Annotated in this window: 15 protein-coding genes, 2 tRNA genes and 1 pseudogene; 5 read left to right on the top strand and 13 right to left on the bottom strand. The window is 41.4% G+C overall.

Translation table 11 applies throughout. The features are described from left to right. Positions 1–89 precede the first annotated feature (89 nt). Positions 90–371, top strand: coding sequence for a 2TM domain-containing protein (locus J2756_RS11140; protein ID WP_209585532.1), 282 nt, complete (start codon positions 90–92; stop codon positions 369–371). Between the two features lie 183 nt (positions 372–554). Here the strand turns inward: J2756_RS11140 and J2756_RS11135 are convergent, their stop codons facing one another. From J2756_RS11135 to J2756_RS11115, 5 genes are all read right to left on the bottom strand, one after another. Beyond that, positions 555–1,451 (bottom strand): phosphate signaling complex PhoU family protein, encoded by an 897-nt coding sequence (locus tag J2756_RS11135; RefSeq protein ID WP_209585531.1) that lies wholly within the window; start codon positions 1,449–1,451, stop codon positions 555–557. After that, on the bottom strand, positions 1,423–2,058 hold the full coding sequence (locus J2756_RS11130) for a hypothetical protein (protein ID WP_209585530.1): 636 nt from the start codon (positions 2,056–2,058) through the stop codon (positions 1,423–1,425). Before J2756_RS11130 ends, J2756_RS11135 begins: the two co-directional genes overlap by 29 nt. A gap of 472 nt (positions 2,059–2,530) precedes the next feature. After that, positions 2,531–3,337 (bottom strand): metallophosphoesterase family protein, encoded by an 807-nt coding sequence (locus J2756_RS11125; RefSeq protein ID WP_209585529.1) that lies wholly within the window; start codon positions 3,335–3,337, stop codon positions 2,531–2,533. Positions 3,338–3,813: 476 nt separating this feature from the next. After that, positions 3,814–3,886 (bottom strand) — tRNA-Thr (locus J2756_RS11120). 137 nt (positions 3,887–4,023) lie between these two features. Beyond that, positions 4,024–4,106: transfer RNA gene (locus tag J2756_RS11115), tRNA-Leu, on the bottom strand. Positions 4,107–4,509: 403 nt separating this feature from the next. On the opposite strand from J2756_RS11115, the gene J2756_RS11110 reads away from it, so the two are divergent. From J2756_RS11110 to J2756_RS11100, 3 genes are all read left to right on the top strand, one after another. After that, positions 4,510–4,683: a 4Fe-4S binding protein gene (locus tag J2756_RS11110; RefSeq protein ID WP_209585528.1), complete on the top strand. Its 174-nt coding sequence runs from the start codon at positions 4,510–4,512 to the stop codon at positions 4,681–4,683. A gap of 1 nt (position 4,684) precedes the next feature. Then, on the top strand, positions 4,685–5,842 hold the full coding sequence (locus J2756_RS11105) for an NAD(P)/FAD-dependent oxidoreductase (RefSeq protein ID WP_209585527.1): 1,158 nt from the start codon (positions 4,685–4,687) through the stop codon (positions 5,840–5,842). Between the two features lie 265 nt (positions 5,843–6,107). Continuing rightward, positions 6,108–7,478 (top strand): HEAT repeat domain-containing protein, encoded by a 1,371-nt coding sequence (locus tag J2756_RS11100; RefSeq protein WP_209585526.1) that lies wholly within the window; start codon positions 6,108–6,110, stop codon positions 7,476–7,478. A 4-nt stretch (positions 7,479–7,482) separates the two neighbouring features. On the opposite strand, the gene J2756_RS11095 is transcribed toward J2756_RS11100, so the two are convergent. After that, a complete protein-coding gene (locus J2756_RS11095; protein ID WP_209585525.1) occupies positions 7,483–7,620 on the bottom strand; it encodes a hypothetical protein in 138 nt (45 codons plus the stop codon). Between the two features lie 156 nt (positions 7,621–7,776). Here J2756_RS11095 and J2756_RS11090 point away from each other — a divergent pair, with 156 nt between their 5' ends. Continuing rightward, positions 7,777–8,460: a methylated-DNA--[protein]-cysteine S-methyltransferase gene (locus J2756_RS11090; protein ID WP_209585524.1), complete on the top strand. Its 684-nt coding sequence runs from the start codon at positions 7,777–7,779 to the stop codon at positions 8,458–8,460. A 130-nt stretch (positions 8,461–8,590) separates the two neighbouring features. Here the strand turns inward: J2756_RS11090 and J2756_RS11085 are convergent, their stop codons facing one another. The 7 genes and pseudogenes from J2756_RS11085 to J2756_RS11055 all read right to left on the bottom strand — a co-directional run. Then, the gene (locus J2756_RS11085) at positions 8,591–9,061 is read right to left on the bottom strand and encodes a 4Fe-4S dicluster domain-containing protein (RefSeq protein WP_209585523.1); all 471 of its coding nucleotides are present in this window, start codon (positions 9,059–9,061) and stop codon (positions 8,591–8,593) included. Positions 9,062–9,430: 369 nt separating this feature from the next. Next, the gene (acsC, locus tag J2756_RS11080) at positions 9,431–10,810 is read right to left on the bottom strand and encodes an acetyl-CoA decarbonylase/synthase complex subunit gamma (protein ID WP_209585522.1); all 1,380 of its coding nucleotides are present in this window, start codon (positions 10,808–10,810) and stop codon (positions 9,431–9,433) included. A gap of 65 nt (positions 10,811–10,875) precedes the next feature. Continuing rightward, the gene (gene cdhD, locus J2756_RS11075; RefSeq protein WP_209585521.1) at positions 10,876–12,045 is read right to left on the bottom strand and encodes a CO dehydrogenase/acetyl-CoA synthase subunit delta; all 1,170 of its coding nucleotides are present in this window, start codon (positions 12,043–12,045) and stop codon (positions 10,876–10,878) included. A gap of 13 nt (positions 12,046–12,058) precedes the next feature. Beyond that, positions 12,059–12,817, bottom strand: a complete 759-nt coding sequence (locus J2756_RS11070) for an ATP-binding protein (protein ID WP_209585520.1) — start codon at positions 12,815–12,817, stop codon at positions 12,059–12,061. Between the two features lie 164 nt (positions 12,818–12,981). Then, positions 12,982–14,376, bottom strand: coding sequence for a CO dehydrogenase/CO-methylating acetyl-CoA synthase complex subunit beta (gene cdhC / locus J2756_RS11065; protein ID WP_209585519.1), 1,395 nt, complete (start codon positions 14,374–14,376; stop codon positions 12,982–12,984). A gap of 633 nt (positions 14,377–15,009) precedes the next feature. Further along, positions 15,010–15,525: a CO dehydrogenase/acetyl-CoA synthase complex subunit epsilon gene (cdhB, locus tag J2756_RS11060; RefSeq protein WP_209585518.1), complete on the bottom strand. Its 516-nt coding sequence runs from the start codon at positions 15,523–15,525 to the stop codon at positions 15,010–15,012. A 13-nt stretch (positions 15,526–15,538) separates the two neighbouring features. Further along, positions 15,539–16,487: pseudogene (locus J2756_RS11055) on the bottom strand (CO dehydrogenase/acetyl-CoA synthase complex subunit alpha); the annotation flags it as partial.

Here is a 16,487-nt window from a genome sequence, read left to right as displayed (position 1 = left end):
AGGATCTCCATGTAACAACTTTATTAAAAATTGGAATACAAATTATATAGTAAGAATTAAAATCCCTTTTACTGTTGAGGTGATCTCAAATGATGGATGAAACTGAAAGGTACGAACGGGCAAAGCAAAGGGTTGGGGAGCTGAGAGACTTCTACAACCACTTAACAGCTTACATCATAGTCAACACAGTTCTTGCAATTGTAAACATTGTTACAACCCCTGGAAGCTGGTGGTTCTACTGGGTGAGCATATTCTGGGGTATTGGACTTTTAATGCACGGAGTCAGTGTGTTCGTGAAAAGGGGCATTCTGAGTGAGGACTGGGAAGAGAGGAAAATAAGGGAAATGATGGAGAAGGATAAAAAGGGTTGATGAAGGAGTTTAATAAATTTTTATCCATTCTCCTATTTTTTTATCCCAATGAATGATACCTCAAAGCTGATTTTTATTTCACTTTAAGCAACATCTTCATGAAAAAAATAATGGATCTTCACAAAAAAAGGGAAAATATTTCAAGAATTTTCACGGGCAAGGTTAATCCATGCCACCATGGTCTTACCTGGCCAGTCTTCTGAAATGTTCTGGTGTTGTTGTACGTGGAATGTTCCTGTAAAATTCTCCTGAAGCATCCACTATTTCAACTGAAATATCCCCAATCCTTTCAAATGCTTTAACAACCTTGGATAAGGATAGATAATAGGTTGAACGGTCCTTGTCCACTATGTCATCCTCAGCCATTAGAATGGCCATCTTGTTAAGGGCCTTCTTCTGAAGGTCGTGTATTTTTTCCTCGTAATCCATAACCTTGTCTTTAAGGTCTAATTCTTCATTTAAGAAAGCTTTCATTGAATATTCCAGCATTTTCTTGGAAGTTTTGAACATTGCCCTTAATATGTCCACCATTTCACCTTCAACTTCGTAGCAGCCATTTACAACGAAGTTTGCAATGTGACAGGTGTGGTCTGCTATTCTTTCAAGGTCGTAGGCCACTTCACTGAACACCATGGTTTTGCTGAACTCAGAGTAGGGATTGATGGATATAACCGTGTCAACTGATGAACGCACCTTTTCGTGCATGTTGTTTGAAATGTAATCCATTTCAAGGGCCTTGTTTGCAAGTTCCTTGTCGTAGATCTCAAAGGATTCAAAGGACATGTCGAACTGTTTGGAGACATGTTCCGCCATGTTACTGAGCATCTCCTTTATGAGGTAGCTGCCTGCATGTTCCCTTGAACTTTTCTCCTGGAACATCTCTGAGAATTCATCGAACTTCTTGAGATCCAGTATGTAGGCCCTTCTTACAACCCCACGTTTCACCATTGGCTGGAGTAGTTTTGTAACGTACCTCCGTGATAATCCAAGTTTTTCAGCGATTTCATCCTGGGTGGCAGGGTTTTCATGAAGTATCACATCGAGTACCGCTTTAAGGGTGCTGTTTGCCTTGCTGTTCATTATACCTTCCTATTTCCTTTTCTTTTTCAGTTTTATGTACTATTCCAATTGATTCCTTTGTTATGGCCAGTATAACATATAAAAGTGCCAGAATGACCATTAGGGATATGAGTATTCCCATTTCTGAGTAGAGCAGGGAGTAGAGATCTGTTATTGGAGTGTTCAGATCGGAAAATCCGTTCCAGAGTTTTATCAAAGCCACTGCAATTATAATATATCCGTATTTCTTCTTTATGTCTTTGGGTTGTATTAATGGGTATATTCCCATTATTAAAAGTCCGAATCCAATTGACCTGAACAGGTTCCCTCCTGCCAAGTTCTCAAGCATGTAAAATATATGCTGCTCCCTTGCAGATATGGTTGAAAGCATGTACACCAATTCAACCAGGAGTATAACGATTAATGGAAATATGTAAACGATTTTTTTCTCCACGGATCGAGTTTCAACCCCTTCAAGAGGTTCTTTAAATAGATGGGACATTAACTGGTAGAGCATGGAACCTAGAACAGCACCTATAATTGTACCTCCTATTCCCAGCTGTGTGGTTGTGTATGCAACCAGACCAGATATAACACCTGCCATCACTATATCCAAAGTTTTTGTCATATTATCACTTCAAAAAAAAGCATATTTTATACTTTTTAATATCAATTAATCATCTTAAAAGTATATTTTTTGGTAAAATAGTTTTTAAGATGTTCTTTTTCTAATTCTTCTCTTTATAGTTCTTTTTTTATTTTTTTTGTTGATCTTCTTTTTCTTGAATTTCAAGTATTTTCTTTAGGTAACCATACTATATTAACTTGGTTTTTAGGGGACTTAGTTTCATGTAATGAACAGAAATATTTGGGTCTGTACCCCATGCTAAATACCTATTAAAATTCCCCTGAACCAGAATTACTCCCTAAAAAATGGGAATTATTAAAACCCTGATTATCCCCTAAACCCAATTCATTCTTAAGTTAAGGTTATCAGCTTTTAAAGGTATTCTAACTTTAGAACGAACTGCAGTAGATGGTTTTAAAATAAAATCTGAAAAAATAGGGGGAATAAAATTTTTAAGGCATTATGAAATGATTTAAGGCCTGTAGAATGAGTTGTGAGTGTAGGAACAGATCATGTACTCATCACCCTCAACCTTAACTGAGTACTCTGCAAGCTCCCTTTTATATCCTGTGGCTGTGTTTACGAGGTTCACATGTATTCCCTCATCGTTGATGAGAAGTTCGTTGTAGGAGGGGTAGGTTTGACCACGTAGCTTCCGGGTTGTTGCTGTTCCAGAGTTCAGGGTCACCATTTTCTCGATCATCCACACGTTTGGAACGTGCTTGTGGCCGTTGAGTATGAAATCAACACCGTAGTCTGCAAAAACCCTTAAAAGGTCACCAGAGTCCAGTAGAATGTTTCTTTCACGTCCTGTTTGGGGGATTGGCAGCAGGTGGTGGTGGAAGGTGACTATCTTGCACATGTCGCTTGGTATCTTGTCAAGTTCAGTTTTCAACCATTCAAGCTGGTCAAAGCCTATCTGACCATCGTTTATATCAGGCTCAGAAGAATCCAGGCCTAATATTGCAAATCCTCCCTTTTTATCCAGATGCAGGAATTTCCTTTCACCTATGAGTTTTTCAAAATGCATCAACCCCACGTTCCGGGCATCATGGTTTCCAGGAATTATATGGGCTTCAGTAACATCCCTCAGCTCATCAACGAAGGTTGCTGCATCTTCATATTCATGTACGTATCCTTCAGTTGTAAGGTCTCCTGAAACAACTATGAGATCAGGATTTTCGTCATTTATCTGCTTTAAAAGGTTATGTTTAAGGTCATGGGAGAATGTTTTCTCACCAAAATGTATATCTGATATTTGGATTATCTTCTTCTGCATGATACCACCTGAAATTCAATTTTCACTCTGAATATGTGCTCAAAATCTTATTTCAAACAAAGCATGTGCTCAGAATCCTGTTTTAAACAACCATGTACTTAGAATATTATTTCAAACAAAGCATCTGCTTTAAACAGACCTTGTGCTCAACATCTGATTTAACAGACCATGTGCTCAGAATCCTGTTTTTAATCAACCATAGATTATTCATGTTTGATTAGGTTTTAGTTAAGATTTAATCAGCAATATTTTAAATAAGTTTTAATGGTATTAATAGTTTGATTGGTCATTATTCAGCATCTGAATCAATTGGTTGAACATGGTATAAATTATTTCTTGAAAAATGTCATAGTTTCCTTAGGAACTGGCATTAAAAGGAAACAGTCCAATTGAACACCCTTAAAAGGTAGTGGGGTTAACTGAAAATTAAAAATCGAAGCTTTGAAATAAAGTAGTTAAAAGTTAGAATAATTAAAAGCCTTAGGGGGGATTCGAACCCCCGACCTATACCTTACCAAGGTATCGCTCTACCGGCTGAGCCACTAAGGCCTTTGAGATTTCACAATGTAAATCATTATTTTGAACTGATACAGCTTATAATTTTGGATTAATTCACTTAACACAATTACAATCTATCTAATTAATTATAAAATTAGATATCAAATCATGAACAATTATAATTCAAGTGCAGGGGATGGGATTCGAACCCACGAAGGCCTACGCCAGAGGATCTTAAGTCCACCCCCTTTGGCCGCTCGGGCACCCCTGCATATGACGCATACATCGAAATTGGTTAATATCATATATTAAGTTAACGGTTTGATTGAATTTTTATCCAGCCATGAATTTGAAAGATTCAAATGCATTTGGGACATTAACATCAAAAAATATAGGTATCAGAACATGATGCCAGGGATTAAATCCTGAAATTAACGCCTGAACTCTCTTTTTGGAAAATCTACCTGAGTTGAAGTGCAGGGATCTGTTTCAAATTATTTAAATTAAATTATTTAAATTAAATGATGCTATAGATAATGTTTGGAAACAACCATATATAAAATGTAGGATCATTAAACTCATTCAACTGAAGCTGTTGAAGAGTTTGAGTTAATATTATGGGGATTAAAAAGATTTGGCCATTAATATGACCAAAAATTAATCAAGGTGTTTAAATGGAATTTATTCATAGAAAATGTGGACTTTGTGGTGCTTGTGTTGTGGTTTGCCCATCAAATCTCCTGGAACTTGGTGAGAATGGAATAGCTGTGAATGGAGGGTGTGCAGAGTGTGGCAACTGCTCTGAAGTCTGTCCACTGGGAGCCATCATCACACTGGAGGGGCGTTAAAATGAGTAAAATGAAGTACGATGTTGTGGTTGTTGGAGGACGTATAGCTGGCTCTGTTTCATCTCTCTTTGCATCCAGGGGAGGTGCGGATGTTCTCATGATAGAAAAAAGGCAGGAAATAGGAACCCCTGTTCAATGTGCCGAGGGAACAACACCTGCAACCTTTGAAACCCTTGAAATGAAACCATCAAAAAGGTTCGTAGCATCCAAAATAGATGGTGCCGATGTGCACGCCCCTGATGGTAGAAAATTCCAGATTGCTGGTGAAAACAGTAAAGGTTACATCCTTGAGAGGAAGATCTTCGACAAAGACCTTGCAGTGGAATCAGCCAAATCCGGAACAGACATTATGATGAAAACAACAGTTAAGGATCTGATTATACGTGACGGTAAGGTCTGTGGAGTTGTTGCAGAGCATATGGGGAAAAGTGTGGAGATCGAAGCTGATCTTGTCATAGCTGCAGATGGTGTTGAATCCAGGGTGGCAAAGATGGCAGGTTTGAACACCACCAAGCTGCCTGGAGACATCTATTCATGTGCCCAGTACGAAGTTGTTGGTCTTAACACCCCACCTAACTGGTTGAAGTTTTATTTCGGAGAGGAAATAGCCCCTGGAGGTTATGCTTGGATATTTCCAAAGGGCAAACACCGTGCAAATGTAGGTCTTGGGATAAGGGGTTCAAATAAAACAGCCTACAGCTACCTTCAAAAATTCATGTCACAGTTCAGTGCAACACCAGTTGAACTGAAGGTTGGAGGAGTTCCACTTTCAGGAGTTGTTTCAAAAACATTTACAGATGGTTTGATGGTTGTTGGAGATGCAGCAGGACAGGTTGACCCAATAACCGGTGGTGGCATTCACCTGGCAGCTGCCTGTGGAAGGATGGCTGGAGAGGTTGCAGCTGAAGCAGTTGAAGTCGGGGATTCATCTTCAAAGTTTCTGAAAAAATATGAGGACATTTGGAGTGAAAAGATTGGGGGTAATCTTGAAACATCCCTGAAGTACAGGAGAATACTGGACAAACTCACAGATAAAGACATCAACATCATTGTGGAGTTTCTTGAAACCCAGGATTTCGAGGCAATATCAAAGCTGGCAGCACTGAAGTTCATGGGAAAACATCCGAATCTTTTAAAAGTTTTGAAGGAAATTCTTTGAATTCCAACAGTGTAACCTTAAAAAGACCATGGAAACCTTAAAAAAAGGATTATAATCACTTTAAAGTATTTATTTAAAAGTATTTAGTTAGAAAAGGTATTTGAATGGAAATTTCAGGTTTTAAACTGTGATGACTTAAATTTTAAGGGAGTGCTTCATGAGTATGGGCCAGTGGTTTAAATCAGTAAAGTTAATTAAAAATAAAACAGTTAATATTATTGATATGCTTTTCATATATTTAAGGAGCTGAAAGGGAGCCAGGATTATGAACTCATATGATGATTATGAACCAGATATTGAGTATATGGAAGAAACCGGAGATATTGAAGGTTTAGTTTATGCCCTTAAAGATGAGGATCCTCTCATTCGAAAGGAGGCTTCCATAGCACTCAAACGTGTAGGCGATGAAGGTGCAGTTGAAGGACTGATTGAAGCCCTTAAATATGAAAGTTGGCAGGATGATTACCCTGTTTTAACTGCTGTGAGGGAAAATTCAGCAGAGGCCCTGGGAAATATAGGTGATGTGAGAGCTGTTCAACCCCTCATACATTCCCTGATCATGGATGAAGATGAGGATGTGCGCTGGAAATCTGCAAGGGCACTGGGAAAAATAGGGGACGTGTCTGCAGTAAATGCATTAACAGAAGCTCTTAAAGATGATAAATGGACTGTTCGTGGCCATGCAGCCCACGCCCTTGGAAACATGTCTGATGAAACAGCCTTTGAAGCCCTTGTGGAGGTGCTGTATGATGATGACTGGCACGTCAGGAAGTACGCTGCCATTGCACTTGGAAACATTGGAGAGGAAAGGGCCATACCCCACCTTCTGAAGGTTCTCAATGACAACGATGCAGATGTAAGCTGGAAGGCAATAGTGGCCCTTGTAAATATTGGTGAAGCATCTGTAGAGCCCCTTATAAAGGTCTTCAAAAATGGGGAATGGCACATACGCGGAAGGGCAGCTGAAGCCCTGGGAAACCTGGGAGATGAAAGAGCAGTCATGCCCCTCGTATATGCTCTGAATGGCAGTAGGAAGAAGGATCGGAACAAGTACATCAGGGGTAAGGCTGCTGAAGCCCTGGGAAAGATAGGGGATGAAAGGGCTGTAAAGCCCCTGATAAAGGCCATTGAGGATAAAAATATTTACGTAAGGCTCAGGGCAGAGGATGCTCTTGAAAGAATTAGATCTGCTGGAAAAGCATTCTGGATAGTTCATTATGATAACGGTGAAATTTCATTTGACTACCCTGCTAGCTGGGAGGTCATGGAAAACTTCGATGAGAAGAAGATAATAAAGGGAAACTGTGCAAACAGTGCAGTGACCTTTTCCATTAACAAACACAGGAACATGGGTGATATCACAGCCACCGAGTTTGCAGAGATACTGAGGAATGTTTTTCTCATCCAGAACAGTGCGATACTGTCGAAGCTGTCATTCAAAGTCAGGGATATGGATGCTTACCTCCTGATGGGTGAAAATCCACACGGATTATCAATGACCCGTATACTCATCTGTGCATTCAAGAAGAAAGATGTTCTCTACTACCTGTGGTTTGCAGGGGAACCTGAAATCTTCGACCTCCTTGAGGAGGACATGGACCTCATACTCGAGAGCTTCCAGATACATAAAACATGAAACTTTACTCTTTTTCTTTAAAAGCCCTCAGAATTTTAAGGATCTGCACATCCAATTGATGGTGCACCCCACCATCCCCCTGAATGGAGAGGGGGTTTTTGCAGATAATGGATGGATTCTGTGAAGGGTTGCAGGACTTCATGCAACCCCTGGTGAAAAGTAAAAATTAATTCCCCTGCAGAACCTGTTCATGCAACTGAATCCATTTTAAAACTAGAAAAGAAGAGTTAAAACTCTTTAAATTTTAAAAATAATTTTAATATCACTAAAGAAAAACATTGAATTGAAAGGGGTTGAAATGGTAAAAAGACATGAAAATTCCATTGAAGTTTCCACATACAGATCTGGCAGGCTTCACTTTGCAGTTGGGGTTTCAGGTAGGGGTAAGATCGTGAGGATCCCACTTCCAGGAGAGACTGAGGAGGAGGTGCTTGCAGAAATTTCAAAGGATTATCCCAATTTTGAACTCACAGATAAATACGTGGACACTGCAAAAACTGTTTCAGATGCTTACCATGGGGAGAAGGTTGAATTCAATCTGAACCGCCTGGACCTTGGTCTTGATGATTCTGAGTTTGATGAGTCAAAACATGAAGACCAGACATTTGAAAACCAAGATCAGACATTTGAAAACCAAGATCAAATATCTGAACCTTCACCTGTTAAATCTTCCTTTGAAAGAAGTGTGTTGCTGGAAGTTTCAAAGATACCCCATGGAGAGGTTACAACCTACAAGAAGATTTCAGAATCCCTCAAAACTCAGGGTTACAGGGCTGTTGGTACTGCAATCGGTAAAAATCCCTTCCCCATCATAATACCCTGCCACAGGGTTGTGAAGTCTGATGGAAGTATTGGAAATTACAGTGGAGGGGTTAAAATGAAGAGGGAAATCCTGAAAAATGAGGGAGTTAAAATTAAGGGGGATAAGATCATTCTTAAACTTAAAAAAGAGTTACCATTGAATGAGTTACCATTGCATTGAAAAATTAAAATTTTTGAAGGATAAAAAAAAAAGTTGTTTTAAATTGGGGTTGGATGAATGAAGATAAAAAGGGAATATTCCCCCAATCCATGTATCCACCATTTTTAAATCCATGTATCCAACTTTTTATTTACTTGATCCTGTCATTATATGCTTTCATTGCTTCTTCAATGATCTCGGCATATGAAATGTCCTTTTTAAGGTCTTCAAGGTCCTCGATTGAGAATATTTTCAGGACGTTGTCCTTGCAGGCTTCAACACATGCAGGGAGTATGTTGTCTGTTTCCATGCAGAGTGTGCATTTTTGTGCAGATTTTTTCTCATCATCCACAACAACCATTCCGACGGGACAGGCTACCATGCAGAGCTTGCAGAGTATGCATGCCTCCTCATCAATGATCAGTGTACCGTCCTTTTCTTTTATTGCGTTCGTTGGACATATACGTCTGCATGGGGCTTTATCAGGGTGGCAGTGCAGACAGAAAACTGGTACCGTGCTTGTTTTCTTTGCCCTGGCCACTCCATGTTCCTTACGGCATGCTGTGATACAGTCCTTGCATTCTGTGCACATTCGTGGGTCTACAACCATCAAAGTCTTCATTGCTTCACCTTTTTATTAAATTCATTAAATACAACTTCATTTTTTTTTAAGTGTAATCTTAGGTATTAATTAATTTTTAAGTACAGTTTCATGGGATTATTTTTAAGCTTAATGGGATTATTATCCTTATCCTCAGCTTCACTTTAGTGATATTAAGATTATTTTTAACATTTCAGGAAAGGATCTCATTTTCAAGTTTCATGATGTATCAGGCTATTCACTGCAGCTTCATGAGTTATTGGGCTCATCTTCACTGCAGCTCATGAGGTATCATAGTTCTTCACTGCAGCTTCATGGGAAGTACCCTCATTTAATGCAGTTTCATTATAAAAAAAATGTTGAGGGTTAGGATCCCCTATGATCACCTTTTTAAGCTTCACCCTTGAGTTTCAGGAGCAGATCTGCAATTGCTGATGAATCCCTTGGACCTACCTGAACTTCCCATCCGCTTTCATCCTCTATTTCACCGCTCACTGGAGCTGCAAGTCCTGGTATTATGAGCTTCCTTGTTTTGACCTTGTCCTCTATTCCTGAATCCTTAATTAGCTCTGCAACGGATCCACCGTTTAACTGTCCGCCTGCAAGTGAAACATCCACAGCTCTTCCTTCAGTGTCAAGAACCAGCAGGTAGCATGTGGCTTTTCCAGATTTCAGGTCTCCCTCCACTGTGTAGTAGGTTAATGCGAAGTTGGTTGTCATGAGCACTGGTGAGTTTTCATCCACATCACCGAAGGCGTAGACTCCAGGGTCCACTGCCTGTGGTTTCCTTGGATCTGTGTAAACACTCTGCCTCAGGGTCAGAACTGGTATGAGTTCCCATATGTTTGTTCCGTGGATTATCATGATGTCTGCATACTTGTTCATGAGGGTTGCTGATATGGTTGCCTCCTTGATTCCACCCTCAACTTCATCCTCCTCAAAGAGCCATGTTACAGCTGGAATTCCCATGATTGGGAATCTGAAGTCTTCATCCTTCTCAGTTATTGCCAGTCTCCTGATCATGACGAAGTTGTCAAGGGTGTCCCCTATACCTTCCCCAACGAAGGTTCCAGGGTCCAGAACTATGTCCTTGATTCCCTTTGCCCTGAGGGTTCTTGAGAGTTCCTTCATCTTCTCAAGTTCGTTGGGCACAAACAGGGTTACTGGACAGTTGTACTCAATTGCCAGGGCTGCCATTTCCTCGATGTTGTTCTCTGTTGCTGCGTAGATGAGTGGTCTTTCATCCCCAACCTCTTCAAGGGCTGCTTTCATTGCCTCAGGGTCTAGGGAGCACAGTACCAATGGGAACTTGGAGTTTTTGAGTTTTGCAGCTGCCTTTGCAAATGTTTCCTTGTCTTCAGATGCATTTCTCAGTGCTATTGCATTTAAGGTGAGAACTTCACCTGTTCTTTCAAATTCAGTTTCCTCTATTGTTTTAACCCTGGCGTCAAAGGCAGTTTCATCCATGTTATCTGCAACATCAATGACTATTGGTGTTGGGTTGTAGTAGGTGAGTTCGTATCTGTATAGAACTTCATCCCCACCAAGGGTTACGGTTTTAGCTCCTTTACCAAATGTTATTTCCCTAACAGCTGGAGCTAGTAAATTTTCAAGTTTTTCAAGTTCGTTTGCAGCCATCTGGGTGCATAATTCCAGGTCTGTCTCTTTTTCAGAGAGTTTTGTGGCGAATGCCATGCATGATGCTTCACCGCATTTTGCGCAGTTGGTCTTGGGAAGTAGTCTGTAAATATCCATTGCAGTAACTTGCAATTCATAAACCTCCTTACTAAATTTATATCAATTCATCAATAAATCCTTTATTCAGCCTATTTAATCTATTCAAGTTCTGTTATCCATCCTGAAATGTCAGGCACATCTGTTGTCATGTACTCCTCTGTGAAGGTGTTTCCTATCTCCTTCAACATCTGAACGGATGATGGGTGGAGCATCATGAATATGTCAACACCGCAGAGCATCATTGTTAAACCTGTTACTATCTCCCATATTGGTCCACGGTAAGCTGTTGGTCCCCATTCATCCTTTTTCATCCATGCTTCACGTGAACCCCATGCATTGGTTGTACCTGAGGACATTGGCATCTGAAGGTCTGTGTCTCCCTTGAGTGCTGCGAGTCTGGTTCTGGTTATAACATCTATTGAAAACTCAATACCGTAACCCAGTGCACAGGTTGTTGGGTCCATGACTATGTCTGTCTGGGTCAGTCCCTCCTTCATCAGGTACTTGTTAAGGGTTTTCTGCATGTTTATGTCTGTTATTGCCCATGATAGAACTGCATGGTTGTAGTCAAGGGCTGCCTTTGCAACCTTCTTGTAGTCAAGGTCAAGGTTTGCAGATGCAAGGAGGCATCTTTCCCCCTCTGCTGCTGCAGCTGCTGCTTCAAGAACTATGGGGTCCTTTTTAGGGTCTCCTGATCCACCTATCACCAGGGGCACCTTAACTGCCTGAAGAACCTCCTCCACAGCTTCTGCTGCCTGCCTTGGTGTTTTGTCCATGACCTTTGGACCGGTTCCTATAAGGTGCATTGTGACCATGTTGGCCCCGTATTCCTTAACCGCCTTTTTAGCCCATTCTCCAGGGCTTTCCATAACATCCTGGAAGTGTTCCCTTATTGGTTTTGGAAGTCCTGGCATGGGTATGTCGAAAACATCAAAGGTTACAACTGGAGGGTTTGGCTGAGGATGTTCAAACCTGTAAAGGGCCTTCTGTCCCCCGAGGAACACTGGTTTTCTTGTTCCCATTCCAAGCTGCACCTCTGCCACTTCACCTGGATAGTCGTGTACAGGTGGTGCGAAGGGTTCTGCTGGGGGCAGTGTTATTCCCATACTCTCTGCAACGGCTGCCTGTTTTTGAGTCACGCTCTGAACCATTTTCCCAACCGCAGGCATGATCTGGAGTTCCAGTTCTTCAAAATCCATTCTGAACTCATTTATTTCTATGGAGTCTGTATTTTCAAGTAGTTTAAGAAGCTGTGTCATTTTATCCATATAACCCACATCCTTAATTTGAATCTAAAATTTGAGATACTATATTTGAAACTGTGACAACAGGACTAGAATCATCTGGAAGATCTATGAGGGGTGTTCCCTCAATATCGTATTTTGATATTTCTTCATCCTCGTAGATTCGTCCTATGAGTTTTATTCCAAGTTCATCAACTTTTTTCATGACTTCATTTTCTCGATCTAGTTTAACACGGTTGAGGATGAGGAACATTTCCCTGAAGCTTATGTCCAGTTCCCTTGAAAGTTCACCTATTCTCTGGGCTGTTAGCATTCCCCTTTTGGAGGTGTCTGTAACAACCAGCATTGTGTCAACGTTCTGGGTTGTTCTTCGGCTCAGGTGTTCCAGTCCTGCCTCTGTGTCAATGACTATTATGTCGTAGTTACTGGAGAGTGTTTCTATGATCTTCCTGAGCATGTTGTTAACTGCACAGTAGCATCCGCTTCCCTCAGGCCTTCCCATGACCAGAAGGTCAAATTTGGGTGTTTCAACAACTGATTCCATGATCTTGTAGTCGAGGATGTCCCACTTGTTCACTCCCTCTGGAATCTTCCTTGCTGCTGTGTCCTTCTTGAGATCTTCCCTCACATCTCCAACTGTCTTTTCAACTTCCACTCCAAGTGCCTCTGGAAGGTTGGAATCAGGATCAGCATCTATTGCCAGAATATCCTTTCCAGTCTTTGAAAGGGCTTTTATAAGAAGGGATGAAACCATGGTTTTACCAGTTCCTCCCTTTCCACTCACTGCTATTATCAAAACACACATCTCCGATGTAAATTTTTTTTTTAAAATTCCATTTTTCAGTAGCTTCATCTTACATTTATTCCATCATAAAAAAGGTTTTTAAATAACGCTTCAGAAGCCGTGCACCTGGTTTTGGGTAAATCTATACAGGGGCATGACCTGAAAACGTCTTAAAACTATTTCTTCTTGATAATCACCTTTTCAGCGTAGACCTTGGCGTTTTTGAGGATTATTTTAACTCCCCCTGAAGCTGGTAGTGTGAGTTCAGGTGCGTAGGCAACTGGTGTGCCCTCCATTTCAGCCGGGGTAAATCCTGCCTCTTCAACCGCTGGAACTTCTTCAGTAACTTCTTCTTCTGCTTCCTTGGCTTCTTTAAGCCTTTCTATGATGGGGTGTTCATGTTCCCTGAGGAATCTTCGTATTTCCTTGATACTGCTTGCATCCTCCTCAGTTGGGATCTTCCCCATGAGATCTTCGGGTATGAAGTCTGTGAGGGAGTCTTTTATCTCCTTTGGAAGCCAGATAATCCTTTCAAAGCCACCATCTGCCTGGAGGAACTTGGGGGATCGCATGTACTCAAGGCTGAGCCCTGCAAATCCTTCAACCTGTTTTCCACCTGAGCACTGTCCTGCCATTGCTGAGAATGGAATTCCCAGGGGTGTTTCTCCCTTGAAGTCACGGTCAACTATGCCTATTCCATCGAGTTCAGGTATGTAGAAGGCAACTGCCTCAAAGCATCCGCATGATGTGTGGGGATATCCGAAGACACTGTGGAGGTAAACCCTGTCAAATGTTCCCTGTGATCTGTCGGCCACAGCAGCGTTAACATTTGCATATTCACCCTTAATTTCATCAAGCACTTCTCCCTTTTCAATCTCAAATATTGGCCCATCAGGGTCCATTTTAGCTGCGGCTCTGCAGTCGAACCAGTTTATGGCTCCGCAGAGTGCTGTTCTGTCCGGTGTTACAACACAGACATGGGTTGGTGCAAAGGACTGGCACATGACACAGCCGTAGAACACATCCACATCCTCATCTGAGAGTTCTCTGGACCTGGCATCCCTTTCCTCATACTGGTTTCTTGCCATTTCTATGAAGGATTCCACTTCTGCCTTATCTGTGAATATCTTTATGGATATTGCCTCTATTATTGGGAATTCCTCTCTGTAAAGGGCTGAAATTGCCTCTCCAAGGTGTTCCAGTTTGAAGCCCTTGTCACGGGCCTCCTTACTCACACGGCACCATATCTGGTCCCGCTGGTTCAGGTGCATGAATCCGTTAACGTAGTTGCAGAGTTCATGCATCTTACGTTCAATAACACCTTCAAGTTCCTTTTCAAGTTTTTCACCCCTTATCTCTGCGAGAATTCCAAGGGGATAGACCTCCCCCTCTGTCATCTCATCAATATTTGGACCTACGACCTCTACACTTCCATCTTCAACATCCTCTGCCACTTGGACAAGTTCTGCTCCAATGGATTTTGGGCCTGCAAGTTCACAGAACATGTTCGCTGCCCTTATTCTTTCTCCCTCATACATGGGACTGACATCAACAGGTATATCCTCAAACATTGAATTCCTCCAATCTAATCTTATAACTCGACATATGATCCTTGTACTTTCATCAACCATTTCAGAGAACTTTCAACCATTTCAGAGAAACTCTCATCAACCATTCAGAACTGTTTTAGGTTAACCCTTTCCTAAGAACTGTTTTAAGTTAACCTTTTCAACTTATAATTCATTGATTGATGACAAACCTCACTGAAACACGGGTTTTTAACCCCTTCACTGGGATCTTTCCCAACCATTCACTGAGATTTCTCTATGTAATGATTGTATATTTAAAGGAAGTTAAAATCTACGATTAAAACTGTTTTAAAAAGTTTTCATGATTTTTTATAATTTTTAAAACTTTTAAAGAATTTAAAAGGGTTTTTGATCCTATTTCAACCTTCCCCTCGATCCTTTGAATAATGTTTAAAATTTGTTATGTAGGTTCATCATGAATTTTTTTTTATATTCCTGCATGAATTGACATGGTTGTTTCTATTTTTACAGATTCTTTTTTATCCAGAATTTTTTTAATATCCAGAATTCTCTACCCATGATTTCATTGAATTACATCTCAGATCATGGTTTCATTGAAATCCATTCTCCAACAACTAATTTACAATTGAAATTTTCATGAAAAAGTCATTTCTTTCAATCTTTTTTCATCTTCTCAAGGTAATTGAACCATTCCTCATCATCCATGTTTGGGAAGGAGGCATCTGCATTTGAATGGAAGAACTTGCAGAGTGTCAGGGTTTTGATGTGGGGTGCGAAGTGCTTCAGGGTTGAAAGGCCCTGTGAAGCTATGTAATAAATGCATCCCATGAACACCACAAGGTCGTGCTGTCCCTCACCCTTAACTCCCTTCCAGTCAGGGTCCTGGAGGAGGTTGGTGATCTCAACTATGCCGTAGGATTTGGTTTCAACTCCCTTGTCATTGAATGCCTTGTAAGCATCTGCAGTGGAAACCACTGGGAGTTTCCATTTCTCTGCAATGTCTGCAGCATAGCTTATAAGAGGTTCTTCCTTTACAAGGGGGCCCAGGACCAGTAATGGTCTTTTGGATTTTTTAATCATCATCTTGGCTGTTTCCGGTGTTACAAGAAGTGCCTGTTTAGGTCCTGCTATCACAGTTGGCTGCCATGGAATTACTCTCTCGTTGCTCATAAAAATCACCTTGTTACTCTTTAAAATCCATTAAGGAAGGTTCCAGTGGTATTTCCCTTGCTTCCCATCCCTTTTCTTCCAGTATCTTCATGACGTCCTTCTTGTAGGTTATTGGAACGTCCTTCTCTGTTCTGATGAAGAGGTCCAGATCATCGGGTATCTTTCCAAAGTACTTCTTACTGAGGTCTATGTAATGGGTTAACTTCATCTGCCTGCCCTTTGGAGTGTCGGTTGGCCTCAGGCACAGTTTTGCAACCATGACAGTTGCTTCACCCCTGTTCTCTGCAGCGTAGAGAAGGTGTTCTGGTGCCGGTTCACCATCCATGACCTTGTTTCTCCTTAAGTCGTTGACCTTCCATGTTTCCTTTTTATCAGGCCTTCCGAGGTACAGGCGCCTGTACTTGGATCCCTGGGGTCCTACAACTGCAGGTACTCCCCACCTGTTCACACCAGATGCTATTGCAGCTGCTTTCTGGGAGTATGCACCCCATGCAACTCCACAGGCTCCAACACGGTTCAGGATGTAGTCTGCAATTTCCTCGAAGTTGCCCTCCAGTGGTTTTTTGGCGAATATGTTGGCTATCTTTATCACAGCCCCTGAAACATGGGAGTTTGAAACACATGAGCCCAGGTTAACCAGTCCCTTGGCATCGAAGTCTCCGCTGTACTTCTCGTAGAGTGTTTTTCCCTCTTCGTCCCTGTACTCCCCTATGGACATGGCTCCGCATCCTGTGGTAACCACTATGTAGTTCCTCTCAAGGAATTCCTCTGCCATCTTTGCAACTTCAATACCGCCTTCAGGATAGTTGGTGCAGCCTATGAAGGCTATAACTCCAGGTATGTCACCGAAAACTATTGGTGCTCCTCCCTTCCTTATTTCAACGTCCTGCACAGGTCCACGTCCTGCCCTGATGTTGAACTTCTCATCCTTAACTGAGCGTTCTCCAACCTTGGTGAGGAGT

Origin of the sequence: Methanobacterium aggregans (assembly GCF_017874455.1) — an archaeon.
GTDB lineage: Archaea > Methanobacteriota > Methanobacteria > Methanobacteriales > Methanobacteriaceae > Methanobacterium_C > Methanobacterium_C aggregans.
The sequence above is the reverse complement of the archived record's forward strand: the minus strand, read 5'-3'. Positions and strand labels throughout refer to the sequence as shown.